Below are 23560 nucleotides of genomic sequence, written 5' to 3' on the forward strand. Positions count from 1 at the left end.
ATAAAAACAAAAAATCGGGGCAGCGCCGTTCCGCTGCATGAATAGGGTGCCCTCTTAAATTCAATCTATTATTGTCTTGACTGCGGGGTCCACTTTACCCATTATGATCGCTGCCGCAAAATGCGCATCCCGATACAAAATAGAAGGCAGCGCATCCCAGAATAACCACCAAAGCAGTATCTGTGCAACGGTCGAGAATATCCCTGCGGCCATTCCTGCATAAAATGCAGCTAACCAAAATTTAGATGAATGAATTAGCGTCATTTGGACATTCTTTTGTTAGCGCCAGGTTTAAACTAACCACCTACGCCGGTTGAAAATTGACCAGGCAAATAGATATTCACAGAAAAATATCCGTCGAATCTTTACATACATAACCATAACACCCCCTCGTTTATTCCCGCCTAAAAATTAGGCAAGATAGTGAATGAACTGGTCAAATTTCAACCGATACTAACAGCTTTTTCTGATCATTTTTAAACTGACGTTAACAGCTTAGTGTTTTCAACGCTCTTAAGTCTCGCGACCGACTGGCGCAAGGGACAGCATGCTACGCAAATATTCTCAATGTTCGTTATCGAACAGACTGGTCGTGCTTCCGCATATATACATATAAATGGCGATTGGAAACATTATTCACTGTTCTGATCATCATTTAAATTAAACATTACTGGAGTAATATATGAACAAGAAAACTATTATCATCTATGTAAGCATTCTAATCATGGCCCTTTTCTCATTTAGCGCAGTTGCGGAGCAAAGCCATTTAGATGAAGCAATTCAGCACGCTGAGGCTGCGGTCACATCAGCCGATGGAAAAACGCTAGCCAAACATGCACAAGAGGCTAAGACCCATGCGAAAGCCGCCAAAAACGATAAAACCGATGCCAAGCACGTGGATGAAGGAATTAAGTGTTTAGATAGCGCGATTAAAGCAGGTAATGATGGAAATTTAGATGTGGCTAAGAAAGAAGCGACAGATGCTGTGAATCATTTTAAACAAGCTGCAAAATAATCCAACAAGCTCCGATACTATAAAAAAACAGTGGATAACAATCCACTGTTTTTTATATTCTTATACCCCTAATCCTTAAAATAACCAGAATTTCCAATTGCAATAACAGCCAGATACCCTGTAAGATCTCCGCGCTGTACCCATATCCCCGAACACCTTACTTGGAGAATCCATCAGCCAATGTCCGACACAGCGGTTACAGTTAACGATTATTTCGATGAGACCACCTGGGGGCGAATTAAAGCCTTCTCCGACACGCACGAAACGCCGTTCCTGGTTGTTGATCTCACGACGATCGATCGCCAATACGATGATATGTTGCGGCATTTTCCGTACGCGCGCACCTATTACGCGGTCAAAGCCAATCCGGCACCGCAAGTCCTGAAACTGCTCAGAGACAAGGGTGCGTGCTTTGACATCGCGTCGACGTACGAACTTGATAAGGTGCTCGCACTCGGCGTCACGCCCGATCGAATCAGCTTCGGCAATACCATCAAGAAAGCCAAGGACATCCGCACCTTCTACCAGAAGGGTGTGCGCATGTTCGCGACCGATTCCGAGGCGGATTTGCGCAACATTGCTAAGGCTGCACCCGGTGCGCGCATCTACGCTCGCATCCTGACAGAAGGCACATTGACCGCCGATTGGCCGCTATCGCGCAAGTTCGGCTGCGAGAGTGACATGGCTATGGATCTGCTGATCCTCGCGCGCGATCTCGGTCTCGAACCATACGGCGTATCGTTCCACGTCGGCTCGCAACAGCGTGAAATCGGCGCTTGGGACGCGGCACTCGGCAAAGTAAAAGTGATCTTCAATCGCTTGTGGGAAGAAGACCGCATCAAACTGAAGATGATCAACATGGGCGGCGGATTTCCGGCCAACTATTTGCACCGCACGAACGAACTTGCGATCTACGCCGAGGAGATTACTCGATTCCTGCATGAAGATTTCATGGATGACATGCCGGAAATTATCATCGAGCCTGGCCGTTCGTTGGTCTCGAATGCCGGCGTACTTGTGAGCGAAGTCGTGCTGATCGCGCGTAAATCACGCACGGCATTGCATCGATGGGTATACACCGATGTCGGAAAGTTCACCGGGTTGATCGAGACGCTTGACGAATCGATCAAATATCCGATCTACACCGAGAAAAACGGCGAGCTCGAGAACGCGATCATCGCCGGGCCGACGTGCGACAGCGCAGATATCATGTACGAGAACTATAAGTACGGGTTACCGTTAAATCTCGCAACCGGCGATCGACTATATTGGCTGTCGACTGGCGCTTACACGACGACATACAGCTCGGTGGAATTCAACGGCTTTCCGCCGCTGAAGGATTACTACATTTAACACAGACTGTTAACGCGGAAACGAATGTTTTCTAAGGAGTCTCTTAACCCGCCTTTGTCATTCCGAACGTAGTGAGGAATCTTCGAGGATCAATAGCATAGATTTCTCGCCATGCTCGAAATGACAATTATTCAGAGATTCCCTAAATGACCGCAGTGCTGATTAAGGTTAGTGGGTAGGTATAACATAGTCAACTGTCAGCAACTCCAGCAAATGCCCGTTCAAGTCACGAAAATAAACCCCGCGTCCGCCATAGTTGTGATTGATAATCATATTATCAACCTCACTGGGTCCGCTGCCATATTTAATATTCTCAGTTTGTAAGCGTTCGAATATTTCGTCAAATTCCTGCTCGGAAACTTTGAATGCATAGTGATTGGACTCAAACTTATCCCTACTATCAAAATCCAAGCACAACGTATCATTTACACGGATTACGATGAAACGTGAAAACTCGCCGACATATTCAAAACCAAATAATTTGCAATAGAATTTAGCAGACTCAACATTATTAAAGCAAGGCACAATCGTGTGATTCAGTGTTATAGCCATAAACTTTTCCTTCGACAAAACATTGATTAAGAATCAAAGAGATTTCTCAAAAAATCTCTCAAAGATTCAGAGATACGCTGAATTACTTGATAAAACACCCCACTCAAGCACATAACGCTTAATGAACGCTCATTCATCCATGATGTAGGGTGTCAATAAGCGAAGCGCATTACACCAAGATTACCATCCGGCGCAATAATAATTGCGCCCTACTGGACTAAAATCGGTAACCGAAACGTCCACCCAAGGTATCCATGCCTTCATTGGAACTCGCGAGATAGGCATTCGAGACGTGATCAAAGTACACGGATAATGAGCTTTTGGCAGTGAGGCGATAGCCGATTTCGACCGGAATGTGAAACAGCACTCGTGATCCGAGCGCTTTGCGGTCATTGTGCTGAAGATGGAGTTTGCCGTCATGAATCGCTCCACCCAAACCAATACCAAAAAACATACCGCTCGCGTGCTCATATTGCCAGCGAAGGCCGGAGTAAAGCTTGGACGTATCACCATTGGTATTTACCGATCCACCCAAAGCGGGGCGAACGGTTCCACCCAAAAATTTAATATGTGGCGAAAAAATACCTTCCAGATTCAGATCAACGCCACTCTCGCGACGGAAGCCACTCCACAAATCCCCCGTGTCATGGTGAAGCACGCCGAACTTAACCTCGTGCAGCCAAGCGGATGCCTTCCGTTCATCCGCGTCTGCAGCGGATGAAATCACACAACCCAAGCAACAAACCAATAGTTTAATCTGTGTACGCATGATCAGACCCTCCCGTTAAGATCCTGATGATTACTTTATGGGTACCTCTAAAAATTCAAAGTTTTAAACAGCACGAGGCACGAGCAAAAAATGACCTGAAAACTTCATCAAGAATTGGGTATTCCAGCTTAATCTGTGATAAAACAACCCGCTTAAGCACAGAACGCTTAATGATTGTTCATTCATCAATGATGTAGGGTGTCAATAAGCAAAGCGCATTACACCCAGATTACCATCCGGCGCAATAACAATTGCGCCCTACCGGACTGCTGGACCCCAAACTTCACCCTGCCGGATCAATAGGTAGCGTAGTTGATAGTACAAAACCTTGCTTGTACCATTTATCAATAATGTATTCATAAAATTCATTATTTCTCTGTGCACCACATATCAGGGCTAATTCCTTGCCTGTTTGGGTAAGTAGCGCCTTACCTGTTTTAATCTCATTATCAATATCTTTATTAAATTCTATTTGAGTAAGAGTATCAAAATAAAGAAGTTGTGCACACTTTCCGAATCCAAATTTGCGATATCCTGAAACAGACTCAAACGAAATAAGACCAATAGCGTCAAGGTGTTTCAGAGAGCTGAAGTTAATGCCATTTTTTTTAAAAACATCATCATTTATATCTAGAACCAATGGCATAAAATCATTAGCGAACCAGCAAAACTGACAAAACTCAGTGAATAGTTGAGCGTCCTTTTTATCCATTGATGCCACAAAATCGACTGTTCGCTTTGAGAAAGTACCAGGTCTTGTTGCTTCACCTGATAGCAAGCGAGACCATAACGACTGCATTTCTTTGTCTGATACAGTGTCACATTGTTTGAAAAAATGAGCCACCCAATCTTCTTCAAGATCTTCTACTTTTGCATCTTCTCCCAGTGAGCCTGCGGCTTGGGCTGTAATTGACTCAATGTTTTCTTGTTTTCTCGCCTCTTGCTGTACGAATCGATCTATAGCTCTTTGTTGAATTTCGTTTAATTCTATAGAAGCTAATACCTTTATCTTATCAGCTTCAGCCTCTGCTTCAGCCCGCTTCTTAATCCTGCGTGGCTCGTACAAAACTCCAACGGCATTCGATACTTTTTCGATTAATATGGTAACCGGCCTCGAAATATCACCAAGATTAACTAGAGAATTTCCTTCTGACACTATAAGTCCTTATCGAATTTAAACTTAACTTTTATTAAGCACATAGCTTACTTAAACACATGAAAATGTGATGAAAGCAGAGATAAACGAATGTAATGATATATCAAATAGACCAATACTCGATTCCCACTGTTCATTAATAGCTCAAATAACATCCAACGCCGTCCCAAAAACAGCGTTCTCATTTATACAAAACCCACCCCGTAGCACCCACTACCAGCAGACCAATAATAATCCATTCTTCATACTACTTTATTTCACCCAGCAGAATTTCAATTGCGTGGCCGAAATAATATCCCAGCATTCCTATCACGATTACCCAGATCAGTGCCCCGCATAGGTTGAGCGCAAGATAACGAATTGGGGAGATCCCGCTGGCGCCTAGAACAAATGGCGCGACTGCTCGAATACCATACAGAAAACGAAATCCTAATATAAATAAGGTATGGTATTTATCAAGCAGTCTGAACACGCGATCGGTTTCTGATTTCCAGCCCGGCTTGCTATCAATGAATTCCTTGCCTTTGATACGGCCAATGTAAAAATACAGTTGGTCGCCCGCTAAAGTAACCACGATGCGCTAAAAATCCCGCAATCACCAATATGGTTTCACCTTCAAGAAAGGCGCCTACCAGGATGCCGATATAGCCATAATGTGTGACTATTTCTTCTAAATTCACAACACTTCCAATGCGAGCATTTTATTTGCTGCCGGTATTCATTACAGTTGCAGGAAAATGACGGGTGGCGCGGCATTTCAACAGCTTCCCTATTTGGTGTTCTTCCGAATTTCTGCCGGATCTGTTTCACCATTAACATTAATCATGACAAGGCGGCCACTGCCTTGAGAATAGTCATTGCGAAAGTCATAAACACCGCCAATAATAGTCAAATGCCCTGCTTTGACTTCTGTTGCATATTTCTTTAAGGCGGACGAAACCTGATGATTCACGTTTGATTCAACACTTGCTTTAACTTCTGCAGGATCATCCGATTTATGACCAACCACATTGATTGTATCTAATTCACGCCAAATGGATGGTTCAAGATGCGCCGGTTTAGACATTGCCGCTTCAACCGCGCCGCAAGAGGAATGCCCTATAATAAATAATACTGGGGTATGCAGATGACGGATGCCATATTCAATCGACCCTTCAGCTGTTGAAACCTGATTGCCAATGTTACGAACCAGAAAAAGATCTCCATCAGGATGAATATCCAGCGCATGTGTATGCAAACGGGAATCGGCACAGGTTACCATGGTGGCCATAGGCTTTTGCCCGTGAATAAAATGAGCGAAGTACTCCGGCGGTAAGCCATTAACGAATTTCTCATTGGATTCCAGAACATGACGAACAATTTCTCTAACCTGGTCTTTCTCGCTTTTGTTGATTGACGCTGGAGATTCAGCCATCAAGCTGGCGGTATTAAGCAAGAAGGCTATTAAAACAACGAAACTAAATTTCTGCATTTCATTCACTCTCCACTGGTTAAAATAAACCGTTATTGAGGGTTTCTCGATGACTGGATAATCTTGCACTGTCACTATTAAGAAGTATAAATCGATATCGTTTCATACTAACAGCATTCAAAATCATTGACACCTTCAAATATTAACCGATATCAACGCAGTACTATGAAATTGAAATCAAGTTACTCTATTCTTGCTTTTTAGTTGCCAGTTCTGTAAACAAAGAAAAATGGTTAAGAACGCTGTATCTAAGAATACACTTGGAAATACCGGAGGGAAGTATTATGAGTCGCCATGAAATACATCGATCACATCGCATCGGCTGGTTACGCGCAGCTGTTCTCGGGGCCAATGATGGGATCGTTTCAACAGCAAGTCTTATTATCGGTGTGGCATCGGCTCAGGCCTTGCATGCAGATATTCTGATTGCTGGTGTTGCTGGCCTGGTTGCGGGTGCGATGTCTATGGCTGCCGGTGAATACGTATCGGTTAGCTCTCAATCCGATACAGAAAAAGCAGATCTCGAACTTGAGAAAGAATCATTAAAAAATGACTTCGAATTTGAGCTGAAAGAACTTGCCAATATTTATGAAAAACGAGGATTGGATCCAAATCTAGCCAAACAAGTGGCGGAGCAACTAATGGCACATGATGCATTGGGAGCACACGCAAGAGATGAATTAGGTTTAGCTGAAAATGTGAGAGCCCGCCCCATTCAGGCTGCACTTTTCTCTGCGGGTACATTCACGATTGGCGCTGCGCTGCCATTATTGATTGCATGGAATTTTCCGGGCATGCAACTGATGCCAGCTGTTGCGGTATCGTCACTCGTTTTTTTGGCTATTTTAGGCGGCCTTGCCGCACGTGCGGGAGGAGCGACAATGTCTATCGGTGCGATCCGCGTTACATTCTGGGGCGCGCTTGCAATGGGTTTAACTGCGGCAGTAGGCAGATTATTTGGTGTGGCTGTTTGATCAGGTGTCGAAATCAGGAATTAATCATTCCATCCCGAAGACAGACTATCAATGCATCGCTTGAGGCTGATGGTGATTTTCAACGAGTTCGGCAGCGATGATCTGCAAAGCCTGGTCAGCCATTGGTTTCGAGTCATCAACAAGCCAGGTCTTTTTATTTAAAGGATGCTCAGACTGCATCAGCTTGCCCATAAAGTCCAGCAGAAACCCGCTTGCTACCCGCTGCGCTGGTTCGCTGGTATCACCAAAGCCATTTACGCCATGAATCGCCATCCGCTGTAAAAACAAAATGGCCTCGTCTTTCGCGTGATAATCATTCTCCGTCATTGCTCCAGGTGTATTCAACCACGGGTTTGCTTTGAGAAGCTCAAAGATTGATTCTGCAGCTTGTTCCGCGTTGACGGTTTTCATGGCGGTAATTTCAGATAATTGGCATTTGTCTGTTCGACATCAACAAATAATTACAACAGAACCTAAAAACTACCCATAAAATCGCCTTTGCCGACTTCCAGACCATTGGATCGTAAAATCGCATAGGCAGTGGTAACGTGGAAGAAAAATTGCGGTAACCCATAGTTGATCAGGTAGTTGTGGCCAACCAGCTTCTTCTCTTTCGGAGTACCTGGGCGTAACACGATTTCACGCGTTTCGCTGCCTTCAAATTGCGCCGGTGTCAGGCTTTCGATAAACGATAAGGTTTTGCTAATTCGTGCCTGTAAATCGGCGAAGGTCTGTTCGTTGTCTTCATACACTGGCACCTCAACACCTGCCAGCCGCGCTGATACACTCTTGGCAAAATCGGCGGCAACTTGCACTTGGCGGATCAACGAAAACATATCCGGATACAGTCGAGTGTTCAGTAATACTGCCGGTTCAAATTTTTTCTCGGCGGCGTAGGCTTCAGCCTTGTTCAAAATGGCGCTTAAGCTATTCAGTAGCTGTTTGAAAACGGGTACGGATGTTGTGTACATATAGGGAGTACTCATAGATTTTCCTCGGTAAATTGATGGTAGTGATTTGTCATATATTGGAATTAAGTATCTCATGAAAAAGCATGGTTTAGTACGGACAATACGTACCTACCGCCAAGGCGGATAGATTCTACTCGCTCTGGAGAAGTGCTTTTTCTAGTTTAAATTCGGCTGGTGTGTGTATTCGAGGTAAAATGCTCCGAATTCTCCGGTCAAGGTAAACGCTTAGACTATTTCTGAATATTCAACAATGCAACCAGCTTTCTTCAATCATCTCTTACTCATCTGCGCGTTTGAACTCAAGAGAGGTTTTGCGACCCGGAAAGGCATACTGTCTTTAGTGACCTTTGCGGTCATTTGGTATTTTATTCTGCTTTATCCGCTTCGATTTGCCGCTGAGTTGTTGGTGCAGGAAAAGGGATTGCAGGCAGAACTCAGTATCTTTGATGTGATTGGCTTTGGCTCAATCCAGCATTGGCCTATTCCTGAATTCGGCGTATTTTGGCATTTTGCACTCATGATCTCCCCGATGTTGAGCATCATGCTTGCAGCCGACCAAACTTGTTCCGATCGTGAACGTGGCACGTTACGTTTCATTGTCATACGCAGCAGCCGCAACAGTGTATTCTTTGGCCGGTTTATAGGCGCTATGGTGATTCAGGCACTGTGGATTAGTGCCGCCGCCTTCAGCACCTTGGGGTTGACCCTGACCCGTGATCCATCGCTTCTTTCTTTTGCAATACCGGACTTGCCCATCTTAATCGTTAATTTAATCTTGGTCGTTCTACCCTTCACAGCCATGATGGCCGCTTTATCCGCCAAGGTTAAATCTGCCCGGCAAGCCACCCTCTGGGCTATTCTGATCTGGATGTTTCTGGCCGGGATTATCAGCAATTTAGCTGATTATCTCCCCGTACTGGCTTTTCTTAAATGCCTGATCCCCGGCTATCAATTATCTGATATGGCGCAACTGTCCGGATGGCGCACGCTGTCATTGGCTTATATTCCCCTCCTGCAAAGCCTGATCTTGCTAATCTTGGGGCGTTGGATTATGGCGAGGCAGGCACTGTGAGTTCGCCAATTATTCAGTGCCAACAGCTTAGCCACATTTATTCTGGCAAAGTCGCACTTAATCAGGTCAGTTTTGAACTGGATGCGGGTGAGCCTATCGGTTTGGTCGGTCCGAATGGTGCCGGAAAAACCACTTTACTGAGTATTTTGTCTGGTTTCCTACACCCTGCTTCCGGCACTGTTCGGGTGTTTGGTCACCCACCTGGGTCAGCACAACTCATTGGCAAAATCTCGGCACTGCCCCAGGATGCCCGGCTAGATCCGAGTTTTACCCTAGCAGAGCAGTTGGTTTTTTATGCGCGTTTACAGGGATTCACTTCCCAACAGGCAAACCTGGAAGCCAGCCGGGTGTTAGAGATATTTGCACTCAAAGATGTCGCGCATGAAAAACCGCTGGCGCTCAGTCATGGCATGGCTAAACGGGTGGCGATCGCGCAAGCGTTGATCGGTAAACCGGCGCTGGTCTTACTCGATGAACCCACCGCAGGACTTGATCCAATGAATGTCCGAGCCGTGCGATCAATCATTGCAGAACTATCGTCAACCACAACCTTCGTAATCAGTTCCCATGACTTGGCCGAACTTGACCGGCTGTGCCAGCAAATTTTACTGCTGGAAAACGGCACTTTGCAGACTGAGAAAGTAAGCGCTAACCAGCAACAAACTGCTTCCCGATTTATTACCCTGCAAATGGAAAATTGTCCGGCGGCGGAGGTAATTGCCAAACTCATCGTTTTAGAAGGTGTCTTACAGATCACCAATCCGCAAAAAAATGAATTTATCGTGGAATACAACCCTGAGCTGCAGCCCGGTATGGATCTGCAACTCATGCATTGTATTCAAACCAATCACTGGCAATATCGGCAGTTAAGCCATGGCAAGACGTTGGAAGAAAAGCTTTTCTCAAGAAATTCATAGCATTTCTAATAAATTCGCACTGAGATCCTTATTTACAGCGTTTTACTTCCACTAGCGCCCGAAGCGGGAAGCGCTCAATTTCACGTCGGCACGCGCCCAGGCTTGTTCAAACCGCGTTGCAATGACCCTTGCCTGATCATCTTTCTTCTGCGCACGTAAAGCTTGCATCAATCCGTAAAGCGCCCATCCGTTGTTACGATTCCTTCGCAGATCTTCCCAATACACTGTCTCAGCTTCGTCTGGCCGACCTGATTTCAGCAGAATAGCGCCCAGTGCCAGCCGTGGCGGCAAGTGAAATTCCAGCGGTTCTGTATATACTAGCGCATCTTCCAGGCGAACCGCTTTCTCAAGATGTGTAATGGCCTGATCGAACTGTCCGCGGGCTGCAGCAATCTCGCCAGCGAGTACTTCAGGTGCAGCACTCAGTACCGTTTTCGTGGTATTTTTCGAAAGAAGCGGACCGTCCAGCAATGGATCATTCATGATTTTGCGTAGCGATACCAGTTCTTGCTCGGCTTGTTGCAATTGTTCTGTTGCGACAAATGCGAGGCCACGCACATAGTGCCAGCTTCCTGTTAAAAATAGATTGGTCGATGGAGGTGCAGGTTCTACAAGAATTTCCTGCCAGTGACCAAACCTCGCAAGCACCCAATAAGGAGTGACACGGAAGACTGCTGTCAACGGTATTGTTTTCAGCACTTCATCATCAATCTTACTGGCAACTTCGCGTGCAGATTGGATGGCAATCTTGCTTTGACCATCCACAGTAGCTGCAAACCAAAGAAAATGAATGTTGTGCGGATAGTACACCATCGGATATAAGCCTTGCGCATGGCACTGCGTGATGTAATTTTCATCCGCCGCGATTGCAAGCTGATTACTCTTCATTGAATCGGCATACCGGCCTACGCGCTGATAAATATGCGATGACATGTGTATCAAGTGTCCCGCTGCGGGCATCAACGTCAATAATGTATCGGCTGCTTGCTCTGCTCGCTCAGGCGTACTGGTTGGTTCTATGAGGTGAATGTACATATGCAGCGCACCCGGATGTTTTGGATTGCGCCGCAACACTTCTTCGGTAAGCGCAACGATTTCGGCTGTTCCCTCATACGGCTGACCATCCAGCATCCAGTAGCCCCAAGGTCGCAGATCCATCATGGATTCCACATACAGCATCGCAATATCCGCATCATCCGGGAAACGCTGATGCACTGCCCGCATTGCCTCCGCGTAAGCCTTATTATTCGCCTTCCTTTGCCCAGGCTGTCCCGAGTAACGCTTCCCGAGCGCGCTGATAAGTGCTTGTTCCCTCGGCGATGCATTCGCCATCAGTGATTTGGCCTGTTGCACTATCTCCAAAGCCTGTGGCTCTTCGTTCGGTTCCATCATCGCGTTGATGTTGGGACCAAGCACCAGTGCTTGCCCCCAATAAGCCATCGCAAGCCCGGGATCCAGCCGCGCCGCCTCACGGAACGACCGGCGTGCCTCGGCATGGTTAAATGCGTACGCAAGATTGAGTCCCTGATTGATGTATTGCTGTGCTAACGGGCTGCGGGTGCTGACGGGAAATGTGTGCGTACCTAAATTATGCAACCTGGGTGCAAGCTGACCATCCGGGCTTGGCTTATTCGCCATCTCGGATTCCATATAATGCTTATGGCCACCGCTATGCCCGGTAGAAGCCTGCTGTTTTTGAGTTGCTGTTATTGCTTCAGATCCGGCATATGATTCGAGGGTACTTGCAACAACCAGCGTCAGGATTAAAATCGTGGAACGAATAGCAGTGTAGGATTGCATGAATATTACTCCCTTGATAACAGTACATGATTTTTTATAACCGAAAGAAATTCTCTAATTCTGCTCGGCAGTGGTTGGATCAATCACAGATTTGATTCGAGAAATACGCTGGGCGGGAAATCCGCCTTGTTCGGCATGTGCTTTGATAGTCGCTTCGTCGGGTGCAATGTAGATGCAATAGACTTTGTCATCCGTCACGTAGCTCTCCAGCCATTGGATTCTTGAACCCATATTGCTCAACACATTACATGATTTCTGAGAAATGGCTTGTAAATCTTGCGGTGTCAGTGAACCCGCTCCGAGAATCTCACGTTCTATTATATATTTCGGCATTTCACCTCCTATAGAGTTAATTAAATATGACCAGTCGTATTTCTATTCAGTAAAAAAATTAAGGTCTGAAATAATCGTCTAATAAATTCCGGCAACACTGTTTAACCGGAGCGGATGATTTTTCTATCTTCATTCGCAGTAAAGCGCCTTGCCAGGTATTCAGCAACAGATCAGCCATTTCTTCAGCGGATTTATCCAGCCTTACCGTCCCTTCTTGCTGCGCCTTAGCTATTCCAAGTTGTAATAGATTCCGGTAGCGCTTGACCGCGGATTGCAGGGATTCCTGACAAACTGCGCTGGTATCACCTATTTCTCCCATCAGATTACCTAAGAGGCAACCACCTTTAAATTCATTCTTCTCAAGCTCTTCAATGAGTTCATCAAAATAACATCTGATTGCACCGAGAGCATCAGTGCCAGAGCTATCCAAGTATCTTGTTAGTTGTGTAATAAACGGATCAATGTAGTGCTGAATGACATCGGCACCAAAGTCCTCTTTGCTACCAAAATAATTATAAAAAGAACCCTTCGGAACATTTACTGCATCCAAGATTTCTTGCAGCCCAGTGCCATGGTAACCTTGTCCCATGAATAAAGTAACACCTTGGTTTAACAGGCTCTCTCTATTGAATTCTTTTTTGGCTGATTTTGACATATTTTTATAATACGACCGGTTGTCTTAAATAGCAAGATATTTTATGAGCACTGCACGAATAATTTCGAAATCTCCTGCTGATCCTGACTTTAAGTCCGCTACACAGAATTACCGGATAATAAAACGAGTAATAATACTTCTTCTTTTGATTTGGAAGCACTAGAAATTCTGATACCTTCTACGCAGATAGCTAATCCATTATCTTCGTCGAAAAAGAATATTTATCTTTTGAGGTATGTATTTTTTATATCAACTAAAGATTATTGTTATAAAGAATAAGGAGATCAGCAACATGAGTGTAGTAACAGAGAATAATCAGGAGTCCGGCGAAAGAATTAATGTTGAAAATATAATCAATTCAACTTATCAAGCTGACAACACAACGCCAATGCTTGTTGATGCTTATGCATGGAATGGTCAATTTTTCTCGAATTACAGCTTGACAAAAGAAGTCATTAAAATTGATGATGCTCTTGTATTGTACTTTGATGAAGCGGTGGTGGCGGGTAGCGGTGATATTATCATCTCTAATGGTTCGGACACGCGTACTATCGCTGTCAATGATGCCAGCCAGGTTATGTTCAACGAAGAGTATCGTGCAGTAACGATCAACCCAACAACGGACTTGATTCCTAACACCCAGTACAATGTTACGATGGCCAGTGGTGTTGTTATAGATACAGCAGGAAATCCATTTTCTGGTATCAGCGATCAAACCACACTCAATTACATGACCATCGCTTCCAATCCGCTACTGACTTGGAACTCATGGGGCAGCTCCTCTGTGCTATTTGGCCCTCAGGAGTTCAAAATTGATGACACTTTTAAACTATACTTTGATGAAGAGGTGGTACCGGGTAGCGGTAATATTATCATTTCCAATGGTTCGGATACGTGCGCTATCGCTATCAATGATGCCAGTCAAGTTACCTATGCCGATGATTCGCATCGCGTGGTAAGCATCGATCCGCTAGAAGGGTTGATCCCTAATACCACGTACAGTGTTCAGATTGCCAATGACATCATCAGGGATACAGACGGCAATTCCTATGCAGGTACCAGCGCTGCTACTCCACTTAACTACACACCCGTTGCTTCTAATCCACTTCTGGTATGGAGCAATCCACAAGATGATTCAACCTTAAAGATTGATGACAATATCGTATTATACTTTGATGAAGAAGTGGCAGTTGGCAGCGGTGATATTGTCATCTCCAACGATTCGGATACACGCACTGTAGCCATTAATGATACAAATCAAGTTACGTTTAGTAACAGTAAAACTGGCAATACCGTTACTATCAATCCGACAGCAGATTTGATCCCTAACACCACCTATAGTATCCAGATGGGCAGTGAAGTTATTACAGATGCATCAGGTAACGCGTATGCAAACAGTGACACTCTTAACCTCACAACCTTGGGCTCTAAACCACTCCTGATAGGGAGCGATCCATCGGACGAATCGCTCATCGGAATTGATAACAATATTTCTTTATTTTTTTTTAAAGAAATAGTTGCGGGTAATGGTAATATTATTATCTACAATGAATCCGACATACGTAGCATAAGCATTAGTGATCCCAATCAAGTCATCTATGCCGATGATTCACATCGTACGGTCAGCATCAATCCGCTAGAAGAGTTGATTCCAAATACCACGTACAGTATTCAGATGGACAGTGGTGTCATTATGGATACGGAAGGGAACCCTTATGATGGCATTTACGATGAAACTACATTAAATTTCACTACAGAAAATCATACTAGCGGCCCTACATTCGAAGATCTAATATGGATCAATATTTAAAAATTACTTAAATTCTAAATTGATAGGCTCCTGAAAGATTCTATGCTGTACGTATCCCATAAAACAATCAACAGGACCTTCTGTTATGCCTGTCCGAGATGCTCCTGCTTAATTTCGTTTTTTTAGCCGCAATATAATTTGAATGTAAATTCTGGATACTATTGATACAAATAGTTTGTATATTAAGATTCTCACTACAACTTAAATTTGCAACGCTAAATGGAAGTGGAGATGACGAAGCCTATTACTGGCATTACATTGTCTGCCCTGTTGCAATCTGCTGTTCAATGCCATCAAGCTGGAAAGCTTCAGGAAGCAGAGAAGTATTGCCTGCAGGTTTGTACTGTCGCTCCTAATCTTCCGGATGCTTTTCATTTGCTTGCTATTATCTATGCGCAAACGAGGCGTTATCAGGCGGCAAATAATAATTTTTCTAAAGCAATTGACAGAGATCCTTCACGTGCTGATTTTTACAATAACTACGGCAATGCATTATGGGAACAAGATTGTATCGAAGAAGCAATATTTTATTGCCATCGATCACTGGCACTCGATGCAAACCGTGCTGAAGCGCATAATATTATGGGCAATATTTTTTTGTCGCAAAATCGATTGGAAGAAGCAGTCACCAGTTTTCGAACAGCACTTGAGATTCATCCAACTTACGCTCATGCTTTGAATAATCTGGGAAATGCTCTGCAGAAACTCAATCAGGCAGAAGATGCGGTCATTTGTTATCGCCAGGCACTCAAATTGCAAGAAAAATATCCGGAAGCACACAATATCTCGGGCGAGCACTCAAGAGCTTAGGTAGACTTGATGAAGCGAGAAGGCATTTCCATTGCGCAATTCAGCTCCGCCCTGATTTTCATCAAGCAACGCAGAATTACTTGGAGATTGATCCGGCTTGGATTAAACCATTGCATGGAGAGAAACTCACTCTTCGCCGCTACAGCGAAGACGATGCCGAATACCTACATCAGTGTTATAAAAATAACACTTTCATGACACAATATAATCAGTATATACCACGTCATCAGCGCCTTGAAGATCTGGCAATAAAATTAGGCGAAGCGGATGCAAAGCATCCCTATCAATTGAAATCGGTTGATTGGATTATATTCAAGAAAGCGACTGATCAACCCGTCGGTATTGCTAATCTTGTCGAAATCCAATTCCATCACCGGCGCGCTGAGTTCCTGATTGGTTTTCCAAATCCTGCACACCAAAATAAAAGCTATGGTTTAGAGGCAACCTTTCTGGTACTCGATTATGCTTTCAATCGGGTTGGCTTGAATAAACTGACTACTATTGTGTACAACGATAACGCCTTTGCGCAGAAAAATAGTTTGGCATTAGGATTTGTTCAAGAAAGCTATCTACGCGAACAGATTATGGAACCAATCGGTGAAAAATCTTTGGATCTTTATGGGAATGGGATGATACTGAGTGATTTTCGTAACAACAAGCGGATACCTAAATTATCACTGCGTTTATTAGGACGTGACATCACTCGCTCATTAAGTTTGTAATATATCTAAACAACTATTCTGTTGGATAAATATGGTCACTCCAACATGGTGCTTGCCACCCATTGATTGCGAAATTTATCTCAGTAATTCTAACTCAATAAATACCAAATCAAACCTTGTTACGGTGGCGTAACAAATTGTTCAGCCTAGCAGTATTACCTTACGAGACTGTTTCTTTTTTGGTAGACTCTTAACAATAATGATCCCATTGGTGAATTCAACGACGGGAAAAGGTCCCCGAACAAGAATCAACAATCCTAATTAACTAGAGAAAATAATCGATTGGAAAATCAACTGTAGCGATCAATAGCGCCACAAGCTCGACTACTCTCTCTAAGACATTGATATTCATTAAAAGGCACCGGATGGCTAAGATAACTACTAAACATTCAAAATTATTCAAGCTTATTTGCGCAGAAACATTACTGGCATTACTTCTGGTATCGCAAAGTACTAGCGCCGATCAATCTCTGTCGAATACAGGTCCCTGCGTTCATCAATCCAATTCAAAACAATCCGATAAGAACGAAAGTACATGTCGCAAACATCAATCCAAGTTGATTGAGCTACCGGATGAGGCAATCCAGAAGCTGAAAATTGACGCCGGATTCGGCTGGGGGATTTTTAGTGGCACTATCTACAATGGCAATGAAAATTACCATTTGACACAATTAATTGTCAGCATGACACCCATCCACGGACATCATCACATGGACATGCATGCAAACATGTCGCATGACCCAAAAATACATCAAATTAATCTAAATCTACCCCCTTTATCGAAAGGCGCTTTATCTATGCCGCTTGCCGACGAAGATGTTCATATTCATGATTTTGAATGGAAAATCATTAAAGTCATAGGCCATCAATCGCACTGATCAATACCATGCAGCAATCACTTAAAAATATCAGAAATATTCTAATTTATACCTTTGTGATCGCACTGCTTTCATTGGTGTATTTTATTTATGCGTACTCAGTTCACCCGATTCCTGAAGAACGGGAGACATTTCTCACCGAGATGGGTGAAGGTTTTGGAAAAATCGGTTTGGCGATGTTGGTATTTATTTATTTCCGTACCTTGCTGAAACTGCTGCTGGGACAAGGAAAATTGGCACAGCGCCTGCTCCCGGACTATACCTCCCCAATTGATTCATCCCGATTGAATCGTCTGTTAACCTGGATGAACCGCACGCACATTTATTTCGGCATCGCAGCCATTGCTGCTATCTTGCTACATATTTCGCTGATGGGGTTCTCTCGTTATAGTCATATTCTTTTCTTTCCAGCTTTATTGGTTCTGGTTATCTGGCAGGGACTTTTCGGGTTATTCTTAACTTGGCGCTACACACCCGATGAGATGAAGAAATTTTCACATTTAGTGCATGCACAGTTTGTCACCGGTATTGCCATTGGAGTTTTTGCTATTTTTGGGCATCTATTGATTGATGATTGAAAATGAAAAACCGAGATAGAAAACTATCTTACACTTTGTATTTTTCAAAGAAAGGATTCTGATCAAATGTTGTACGGCGCTGCGCCATAAAACACAGAGACCCTAATCCAACCCGCTGCTTGGCATCGGCTTCTTATTCAGAAATAATAAACATTGAATTTATTATCCAGCCGCTCAGCCATACTGTCGCCCATCCCAGCAATGCTACTATCAAGTTCTGCTTACATATTGGAATCGAGCAATCACTACATCATAGTAGAAACACAGTGTATGATTCATAGCATTAAGAATCATACACTTTTCTTTCTCCTACTTTAATACTCGAAGAATAAGCAAGCCATGCAGATCGCATCCAAAATTAAGGTACTGATCCTTGATGACGACACATTTATGCTCAAGCTCCTAACACGGATGCTCGCCAAGCAAGGTTATACCACTGTCAGTGCATGCGACAATGGACGAGACGCACTCAAAAGAATTGATCATGCCGATACTTGCCCGGATTTAATTCTGCTTGATCTGAATATGCCGGATATGGATGGGATTGAGTTTGTGCGTTTCCTGGTGGATCGGAACTATCACGGCAACCTTGTATTAGTGAGCGGTGAAGATGAGCGTATGCTAAAAACCGCTGAGAGACTGGTTCATGCGCATAAAATTCCAATGCTCGGCTATCTGCATAAACCAGTTAAACCAGAAAAGCTATCAGAATTATTGCAAAAATGGGAACCCTATTCTGCAACCACTCAAAAACAAGCGAGCAAGAAAATTTATGGTGCAACAGAGATTCAATCTGCCATTTTAAATCATGAATTAGTAAATTATTATCAACCTAAAGTATCCGTGACCACCGGTGATGTGATCGGCGTAGAAACACTGGTACGCTGGCACCATCCGGAAGATGGTCTGATACTGCCGGACCGGTTTATCCATATTGCAGAACAACATGGTCTGATTAATGACTTGACAGGCCTGGTTCTGAAGCAAGCACTGGCTCAGGCAAAAATATGGCATCAGAGTGGACAGATATTACGCGTCGCGATTAATGTTTCAATGGATAATCTGGCATCATTGGATTTTCAGGATTTCGTGGTGAAGCTGGTTACCGAGAACGGCCTGCCACCACAGAAAATTACACTAGAAGTCACAGAAAGTCAATTAATGGGGTCTGATACACGGATTCCGCTAGAAATTTTGACTCGGTTACGTCTCAAACGATTTCATTTGTCGATTGATGATTTTGGTACCGGGCATTCATCAATGGCCCAATTACGCGATATTCCTTTTAGTGAACTCAAAATTGATCAGGGATTTGTTCATCGCGCATGGATGGATGACACGCTGCGCGCCATCTATGACGCCAGTTTATCGATGGCCAAACAACTTGGTATGGAAGTAGTGGCGGAAGGGGTTGAAGATCGCAACGACTGGGAACTCTTGCGGCAAACAGGCTGTGATTATGCGCAAGGAAATTTTGTTTCAGTTCCATTACTACCCACCGATTTTTCACGTTGGGTGGAAGAATGGCAAAGCAGAGTTCGCGATGGTCTGATTGTTGTTTCTGCAACATCTTAGTTACCCCGTTTTATACAAGATACACTGATATCCAGAATTATTTTCATTCTTTCTCAGAAAAAGCATCCAGATAGGTTTTGACGCTCATTAACTGCGCATCAAATAATGACAGTAATACAGCCAGCGCTTCCGCGTCATTCTTTTTACCCGCTTGTTCCATTTCTGCACACAACTCACCCAATGCAATCGCGCCAATAGAGCGCGCTGATGATTTGAGCTTATGAGCAAGTAAGCCGACAGCAGCAAATTGACCGGCTTGGTAAGTATCATGCAGTTCTGTAGCTATTTTTTCTGAACTAGCGCGAAAATCCAACAGCATTTCTTTGATCATTTCCGGATCATTGCCTATTAATTCTTCCAGAACATGAACATTAACCGGAGCAACAATTGAGTCAGCTTCATTCATTGATACCGAAAGCTGAGAAGCTGACTTTGACTCTTCTGCCGGTTTACTGCTGGCTAGATATTTTTCCAAGGTCAAGCGCAAGTCTTCAAGCTGTACTGGTTTGCTCAAATAATCATCCATCCCAGCGTTCAGACAGTTCTCTCTTTCATCTTTCAGCGCATTCGCAGTCAACGCGACAATGGGAATATGTTTTTTGCTTGTTTCCCCGGAACGAATTGCTTTTGTCAACTCGAAACCATCCATTTCTGGCATATGCAAGTCTGTCAGTAACAGAGCGTAATTACAGTCTTGCAAACGCTTCAATGCTTCACGCCCATCATTTGCGATATCACCCGCATAACCGAGCAGGTTAAGCTGTTGTCGAATCACTTTCTGATTGATATCGTTATCTTCCGCCACCAATATCAGCTTGCCTTGCCGCAGCGCTTCTTCGCGCGAAACAGGCGCAGGTCCCGATTTAAGCAGATTGTTTGGTGGCGCACTTTCCACGCTTACTTCTGTTCTTCCAGCAGCAATGGTCAGCGCCCGAAGCAAGGATTGACGATACATCACATCACCATCCAGTGTGACAATATCGATATCCTCAATCCGCGCTTGCCGGCGGCGACCACGCTTGATAACGATAAACCGCGGCTCAATATCAGACTGCAACGCATCAGATCCAATCTTTGCAGTACTTTTTATTGCACTTGAACGAGCAGTAAATGCAGCACGCAAATCCTCAATAGAGGGTGTTTGTTGTCCAGCATCAATGACAACAAGCCACAAGCCAGGCGCTAAACTTTGAATACGTTGACGGACGGTATTCAGATCGGATACTTGTTCAACAATCGCTCCGGCACTTTTCAAATAAATGGCCATATCATCACTCATACCATTGTCGTCACCCAGTATCAGGCAAGTCAAACCGCTGAGATCATCGATCTTGCTGTCCGTGACGGTTATCGCGGGCAATGGCTTAAATGGCATTTGTATGATAAATGTGGAACCTTGCTGAGGTTCGCTTTGTACCGTTATTTCTGCATCCATCAATTCCGCCAAATGATGAGAAATCGCCAATCCAAGTCCAGTCCCTCCAAAGCGCCGCGTCGTTGAAGGATCACCTTGTGAGAAGGATTTAAAGAGTTTGTCTTGCGTTTCTTTATCCATACCGATGCCATTATCGATTATCTGAAATGTAATCACTACTTGATCAGGATTCGATTCGGTCAGTAATACTCTTACTGAGACCTTACCCGATTTCTCCTGATTATTGGAAAACTTGATCGCGTTATTGATAATATTAACCAGTACCTGACGAAGTCGTAATGGATCACCCAATACATTCTCTGGGATTACCGGATCAATAAACAAAGTCAATTCCACTCCCTTCGTGAGCGCCAGGTGTCCCAGCATGCCGCAAGCATTCTCCACAACACTGGCTAAGCGCATAGGAATTTTTTCTATTTCCAGCTTGCCTGCTTCAATTTTAGAGAAATCAAGGATGTCTTCAATAATGGAAAGCAGAGCATAAGCAGAATCCCGTATCAAATTGGCCATTTCCATTTGATAGCCACTTAAACTGGTTTGCCGCAGTACATCAATCATGCCAATCACACCATTCATAGGCGTGCGAATCTCGTGACTCATGGCGGCAAGAAAAGCAGATTTGGCCCTGCTTGCCTGCTCAGCATCAATTCTGGCCTGCTTTAAGTCTTTCATCATGCGCGCATGCTCACGAATATCACGCATCACACCGGTAAAATTCCGTTTTCCTCCAACAAAATATTCACTGACTGCCAGATATAACTCAATATGTTCACCATCCTTGCGGATGCCTTCAACTTCACGGCCGAGACCAATACTATGACTATGCAAGTTCGGCAAATAAGGACGCCCGACATATTCCTGACCATGCCCAGTACGACAATAATTTTCCATATAACCATCATGTTTACTACGATCCGGTTCGGGCACAATGATGGACACATTTTGTCCGATCATTTCATCATGACTATAACCAAATAGTTTTTCCATCACCGGATTGGTGGAAAGAATCACGCCCTTTTCATCAGTAGTCACCACGCAATCCACCATGTGCTCAACGACAGAGCGCATTTCTTCTTCTTTAATAGCCAAAGACACATTCGCACGTTGCAAATCGGCGGTGCGTGTGGCCACTCTATGCTCTAATTCTTGATTCAGTTGCAGCAGATTTTCTTCGGCTGTATTTCGTTCCTGGTTGCTAGCACTCAGTCGTTCCACCATATTGTTAAAAGTATGCGCCAGCTGCCGCATTTCATCCCAGCCTTCGATCGTAACACGTTGATGTAAATTACTTGCCGAGATTTCCAAAGCGCTTCGATTCAAATTTTTTAAAGGATCTACAACACGACGATTAAACAGAATAGCGCCCAATAGAGCGGCAAGTAATGTCAGAACCAGGATCATTAAGCCGACATAATGCATTTTGTACACAGAAGAAAATGCTTCATCCACATCGATCTGTACTACGATACCCCACTTCATGCGAGGCAGGTAACGCCATGCCGCAACTACTTCCTTGCCACGATAATCAACCGTCAGCGCCCCTCCAGAATCACCCTTCAGAGCTTTCTGCATGGCTTCCGAATAAGGGGGGGTGTTAAGAGGAATTTTGCGTTTTAATGCAGCTTCAGGATCATATTTCAAGGGAGCCATCACCAAGGCAGTTTGATCATCTTCGAGACGTGCCACAACCGTTTCGCCACTATCTCCAAGTCCAATGTTATTCGATAGTACGGCAAATACACGTTGACTATAGATTTGCAGGGCGATGACACCTTTAATTTCTCCATTTAATATAATTGGAGTCGCCACGAATGCAGCAATTGCATCTTTTGAAGGTGCGTATTGTTCAAAGTCAGAAATGCTGCTTTCTAAATTATCCAAGGCATGGCGAGTTACTTTGCCTAACCCTGTATCGCGATAGGGTCCTGTGAATAAATTAGTTGCAAAATCAGACTCATGCGTTTGGGAATAGATGATCGTACCATTGGTAGAAATCAGGAACAGATCGTAATATTTCGCATCCTCAACAAATCGTCTGAAATTCTCACGGTAACTGGCATCTATCTGCTGGTAGTCATCTGATTCTATTCCACTTTGTTCAAAGATTCTGGAAAATTCAATAATGGCTTCATGGGTTGTGATGGCGTCACGGATTAAACTTGAATCGAGTAAACGTTCCTGCAGGTAACTGTCGATCTGCTCAATTTTTTTATCGGCAATTGCAGAAACATTTCGAATAGCCGAATTCTTAATTTCCTTTTTAAAGGTATGCAACAGACTATTGCCGATGACCAATATGGGCAATAAGGAAACCAATGTAAACCAAACAGCAAAACGCTGTGTCAGCGAAGTAAATTTCATCAGTATCTCCTTGCAATAACTGCAACTGAGTTTGCTAACGTATTAACTTGTACCAGGCACGCCTTCTTTAGCGGTTCCTAGAAATCAGGTTAAAAATCCCATTCTTTGTAAAAGCTATTTTAACTAGAGTAACAGCTCTACTTACACTTTTCTCTATACTAATCTTATTGAATATTGTGCCGTTGATCCAGCCACAATTACTTCTGCAACACATTAGCGACAGTCAAGATAGCCTTTTAAATTACGAGCCTAATCCGATTTGTTAGAAATAGCGACAGTAATATTGCAGGAAGGGGAAAAAAGTGTACTTTCTCCTGGAAAAGGTATTGTTCAAAATAATTTTATGAGAACAT

23 protein-coding genes are annotated in these 23560 nt (G+C 43.9%); 11 read left to right on the forward strand and 12 right to left on the reverse strand.

Annotated elements, in window-relative coordinates; translation table 11 throughout:
* Nucleotides 1–60: 60 nt before the first annotated feature.
* The gene (locus ACH10T_RS00305; RefSeq protein ID WP_394807351.1) at nucleotides 61–264 is read right to left on the reverse strand and encodes a hypothetical protein; all 204 of its coding nucleotides are present in this window, start codon (nucleotides 262–264) and stop codon (nucleotides 61–63) included.
* Nucleotides 265–682: 418 nt separating this feature from the next.
* Between ACH10T_RS00305 and smbP the strand changes: the two genes are divergently transcribed.
* The gene (gene smbP / locus ACH10T_RS00310) at nucleotides 683–1015 is read left to right on the forward strand and encodes a small metal-binding protein SmbP (RefSeq protein WP_394807352.1); all 333 of its coding nucleotides are present in this window, start codon (nucleotides 683–685) and stop codon (nucleotides 1013–1015) included.
* A gap of 180 nt (nucleotides 1016–1195) precedes the next feature.
* A complete protein-coding gene (locus ACH10T_RS00315; protein ID WP_394807353.1) occupies nucleotides 1196–2368 on the forward strand; it encodes a type III PLP-dependent enzyme in 1173 nt (390 codons plus the stop codon).
* A gap of 168 nt (nucleotides 2369–2536) precedes the next feature.
* Here the strand turns inward: ACH10T_RS00315 and ACH10T_RS00320 are convergent, their stop codons facing one another.
* The 5 genes from ACH10T_RS00320 to ACH10T_RS00340 form a co-directional block, all read right to left on the reverse strand.
* Nucleotides 2537–2920 carry a VOC family protein gene (locus tag ACH10T_RS00320; RefSeq protein ID WP_394807354.1) on the reverse strand — a complete coding sequence of 128 codons (384 nt, stop codon included), beginning with the start codon at nucleotides 2918–2920 and terminating at the stop codon, nucleotides 2537–2539.
* Nucleotides 2921–3137: 217 nt separating this feature from the next.
* Entirely contained in the window at nucleotides 3138–3689 is a 552-nt protein-coding gene (locus tag ACH10T_RS00325; RefSeq protein WP_394807355.1) for an acyloxyacyl hydrolase, read from the reverse strand.
* A gap of 283 nt (nucleotides 3690–3972) precedes the next feature.
* Entirely contained in the window at nucleotides 3973–4845 is an 873-nt protein-coding gene (locus ACH10T_RS00330) for a DUF2806 domain-containing protein (RefSeq protein WP_394807356.1), read from the reverse strand.
* Nucleotides 4846–5092: 247 nt separating this feature from the next.
* Nucleotides 5093–5419: a DedA family protein gene (locus ACH10T_RS00335; RefSeq protein ID WP_394807357.1), complete on the reverse strand. Its 327-nt coding sequence runs from the start codon at nucleotides 5417–5419 to the stop codon at nucleotides 5093–5095.
* Nucleotides 5420–5614: 195 nt separating this feature from the next.
* Complete coding sequence (locus ACH10T_RS00340; protein WP_394807358.1) at nucleotides 5615–6316, reverse strand: carbonic anhydrase; 702 nt, start codon at nucleotides 6314–6316, stop codon at nucleotides 5615–5617.
* A 284-nt stretch (nucleotides 6317–6600) separates the two neighbouring features.
* Here ACH10T_RS00340 and ACH10T_RS00345 point away from each other — a divergent pair, with 284 nt between their 5' ends.
* Nucleotides 6601–7290 carry a VIT family protein gene (locus ACH10T_RS00345; RefSeq protein WP_394807359.1) on the forward strand — a complete coding sequence of 230 codons (690 nt, stop codon included), beginning with the start codon at nucleotides 6601–6603 and terminating at the stop codon, nucleotides 7288–7290.
* A gap of 48 nt (nucleotides 7291–7338) precedes the next feature.
* Here ACH10T_RS00345 and ACH10T_RS00350 read toward each other — a convergent pair whose 3' ends face one another.
* Together ACH10T_RS00350 and ACH10T_RS00355 are read right to left on the reverse strand one after the other, a co-directional pair.
* Nucleotides 7339–7701, reverse strand: coding sequence for a hypothetical protein (locus ACH10T_RS00350; RefSeq protein WP_394807360.1), 363 nt, complete (start codon nucleotides 7699–7701; stop codon nucleotides 7339–7341).
* Nucleotides 7702–7763: 62 nt separating this feature from the next.
* Nucleotides 7764–8276: a DUF1993 family protein gene (locus ACH10T_RS00355; RefSeq protein ID WP_394807361.1), complete on the reverse strand. Its 513-nt coding sequence runs from the start codon at nucleotides 8274–8276 to the stop codon at nucleotides 7764–7766.
* A gap of 235 nt (nucleotides 8277–8511) precedes the next feature.
* On the opposite strand from ACH10T_RS00355, the gene ACH10T_RS00360 reads away from it, so the two are divergent.
* Together ACH10T_RS00360 and ACH10T_RS00365 are read left to right on the forward strand one after the other, a co-directional pair.
* Nucleotides 8512–9333 carry an ABC transporter permease subunit gene (locus ACH10T_RS00360; protein ID WP_394807362.1) on the forward strand — a complete coding sequence of 274 codons (822 nt, stop codon included), beginning with the start codon at nucleotides 8512–8514 and terminating at the stop codon, nucleotides 9331–9333.
* Nucleotides 9330–10250 (forward strand): ABC transporter ATP-binding protein, encoded by a 921-nt coding sequence (locus ACH10T_RS00365; RefSeq protein ID WP_394807363.1) that lies wholly within the window; start codon nucleotides 9330–9332, stop codon nucleotides 10248–10250. The genes ACH10T_RS00360 and ACH10T_RS00365 overlap by 4 nt, the downstream gene beginning before the upstream one ends.
* A gap of 51 nt (nucleotides 10251–10301) precedes the next feature.
* Here the strand turns inward: ACH10T_RS00365 and ACH10T_RS00370 are convergent, their stop codons facing one another.
* Genes ACH10T_RS00370 through ACH10T_RS00380 form a run of 3 tightly spaced genes read right to left on the reverse strand, consistent with a single transcriptional unit; the run spans nucleotide 10302 to nucleotide 13038 of the window.
* On the reverse strand, nucleotides 10302–12050 hold the full coding sequence (locus ACH10T_RS00370) for a hypothetical protein (protein ID WP_394807364.1): 1749 nt from the start codon (nucleotides 12048–12050) through the stop codon (nucleotides 10302–10304).
* Between the two features lie 54 nt (nucleotides 12051–12104).
* Entirely contained in the window at nucleotides 12105–12383 is a 279-nt protein-coding gene (locus ACH10T_RS00375) for a DUF4242 domain-containing protein (RefSeq protein WP_394807365.1), read from the reverse strand.
* A 58-nt stretch (nucleotides 12384–12441) separates the two neighbouring features.
* Nucleotides 12442–13038, reverse strand: coding sequence for a TetR family transcriptional regulator C-terminal domain-containing protein (locus ACH10T_RS00380; protein ID WP_394807366.1), 597 nt, complete (start codon nucleotides 13036–13038; stop codon nucleotides 12442–12444).
* Nucleotides 13039–13330: 292 nt separating this feature from the next.
* Here ACH10T_RS00380 and ACH10T_RS00385 point away from each other — a divergent pair, with 292 nt between their 5' ends.
* The 6 genes from ACH10T_RS00385 to ACH10T_RS00410 all read left to right on the forward strand — a co-directional run bounded on the left by ACH10T_RS00385 (nucleotide 13331) and on the right by ACH10T_RS00410 (nucleotide 19411).
* The gene (locus ACH10T_RS00385; protein WP_394807367.1) at nucleotides 13331–14848 is read left to right on the forward strand and encodes an Ig-like domain-containing protein; all 1518 of its coding nucleotides are present in this window, start codon (nucleotides 13331–13333) and stop codon (nucleotides 14846–14848) included.
* A gap of 231 nt (nucleotides 14849–15079) precedes the next feature.
* Nucleotides 15080–15658: a tetratricopeptide repeat protein gene (locus tag ACH10T_RS00390; protein ID WP_394807368.1), complete on the forward strand. Its 579-nt coding sequence runs from the start codon at nucleotides 15080–15082 to the stop codon at nucleotides 15656–15658.
* An 80-nt stretch (nucleotides 15659–15738) separates the two neighbouring features.
* On the forward strand, nucleotides 15739–16380 hold the full coding sequence (locus tag ACH10T_RS00395) for a GNAT family N-acetyltransferase (protein ID WP_394807369.1): 642 nt from the start codon (nucleotides 15739–15741) through the stop codon (nucleotides 16378–16380).
* Nucleotides 16381–16745: 365 nt separating this feature from the next.
* The gene (locus ACH10T_RS00400; RefSeq protein ID WP_394807370.1) at nucleotides 16746–17258 is read left to right on the forward strand and encodes a hypothetical protein; all 513 of its coding nucleotides are present in this window, start codon (nucleotides 16746–16748) and stop codon (nucleotides 17256–17258) included.
* A gap of 8 nt (nucleotides 17259–17266) precedes the next feature.
* Entirely contained in the window at nucleotides 17267–17836 is a 570-nt protein-coding gene (locus ACH10T_RS00405) for a hypothetical protein (protein ID WP_394807371.1), read from the forward strand.
* Nucleotides 17837–18175: 339 nt separating this feature from the next.
* Nucleotides 18176–19411, forward strand: coding sequence for an EAL domain-containing protein (locus ACH10T_RS00410; RefSeq protein ID WP_394807372.1), 1236 nt, complete (start codon nucleotides 18176–18178; stop codon nucleotides 19409–19411).
* Nucleotides 19412–19454: 43 nt separating this feature from the next.
* Here the strand turns inward: ACH10T_RS00410 and ACH10T_RS00415 are convergent, their stop codons facing one another.
* Nucleotides 19455–23207: an ATP-binding protein gene (locus ACH10T_RS00415; RefSeq protein ID WP_394807373.1), complete on the reverse strand. Its 3753-nt coding sequence runs from the start codon at nucleotides 23205–23207 to the stop codon at nucleotides 19455–19457.
* Nucleotides 23208–23560: the final 353 nt, after the last annotated feature.

The organism is Nitrosomonas sp. (assembly GCF_043753625.1).
Lineage (GTDB): Bacteria > Pseudomonadota > Gammaproteobacteria > Burkholderiales > Nitrosomonadaceae > Nitrosomonas.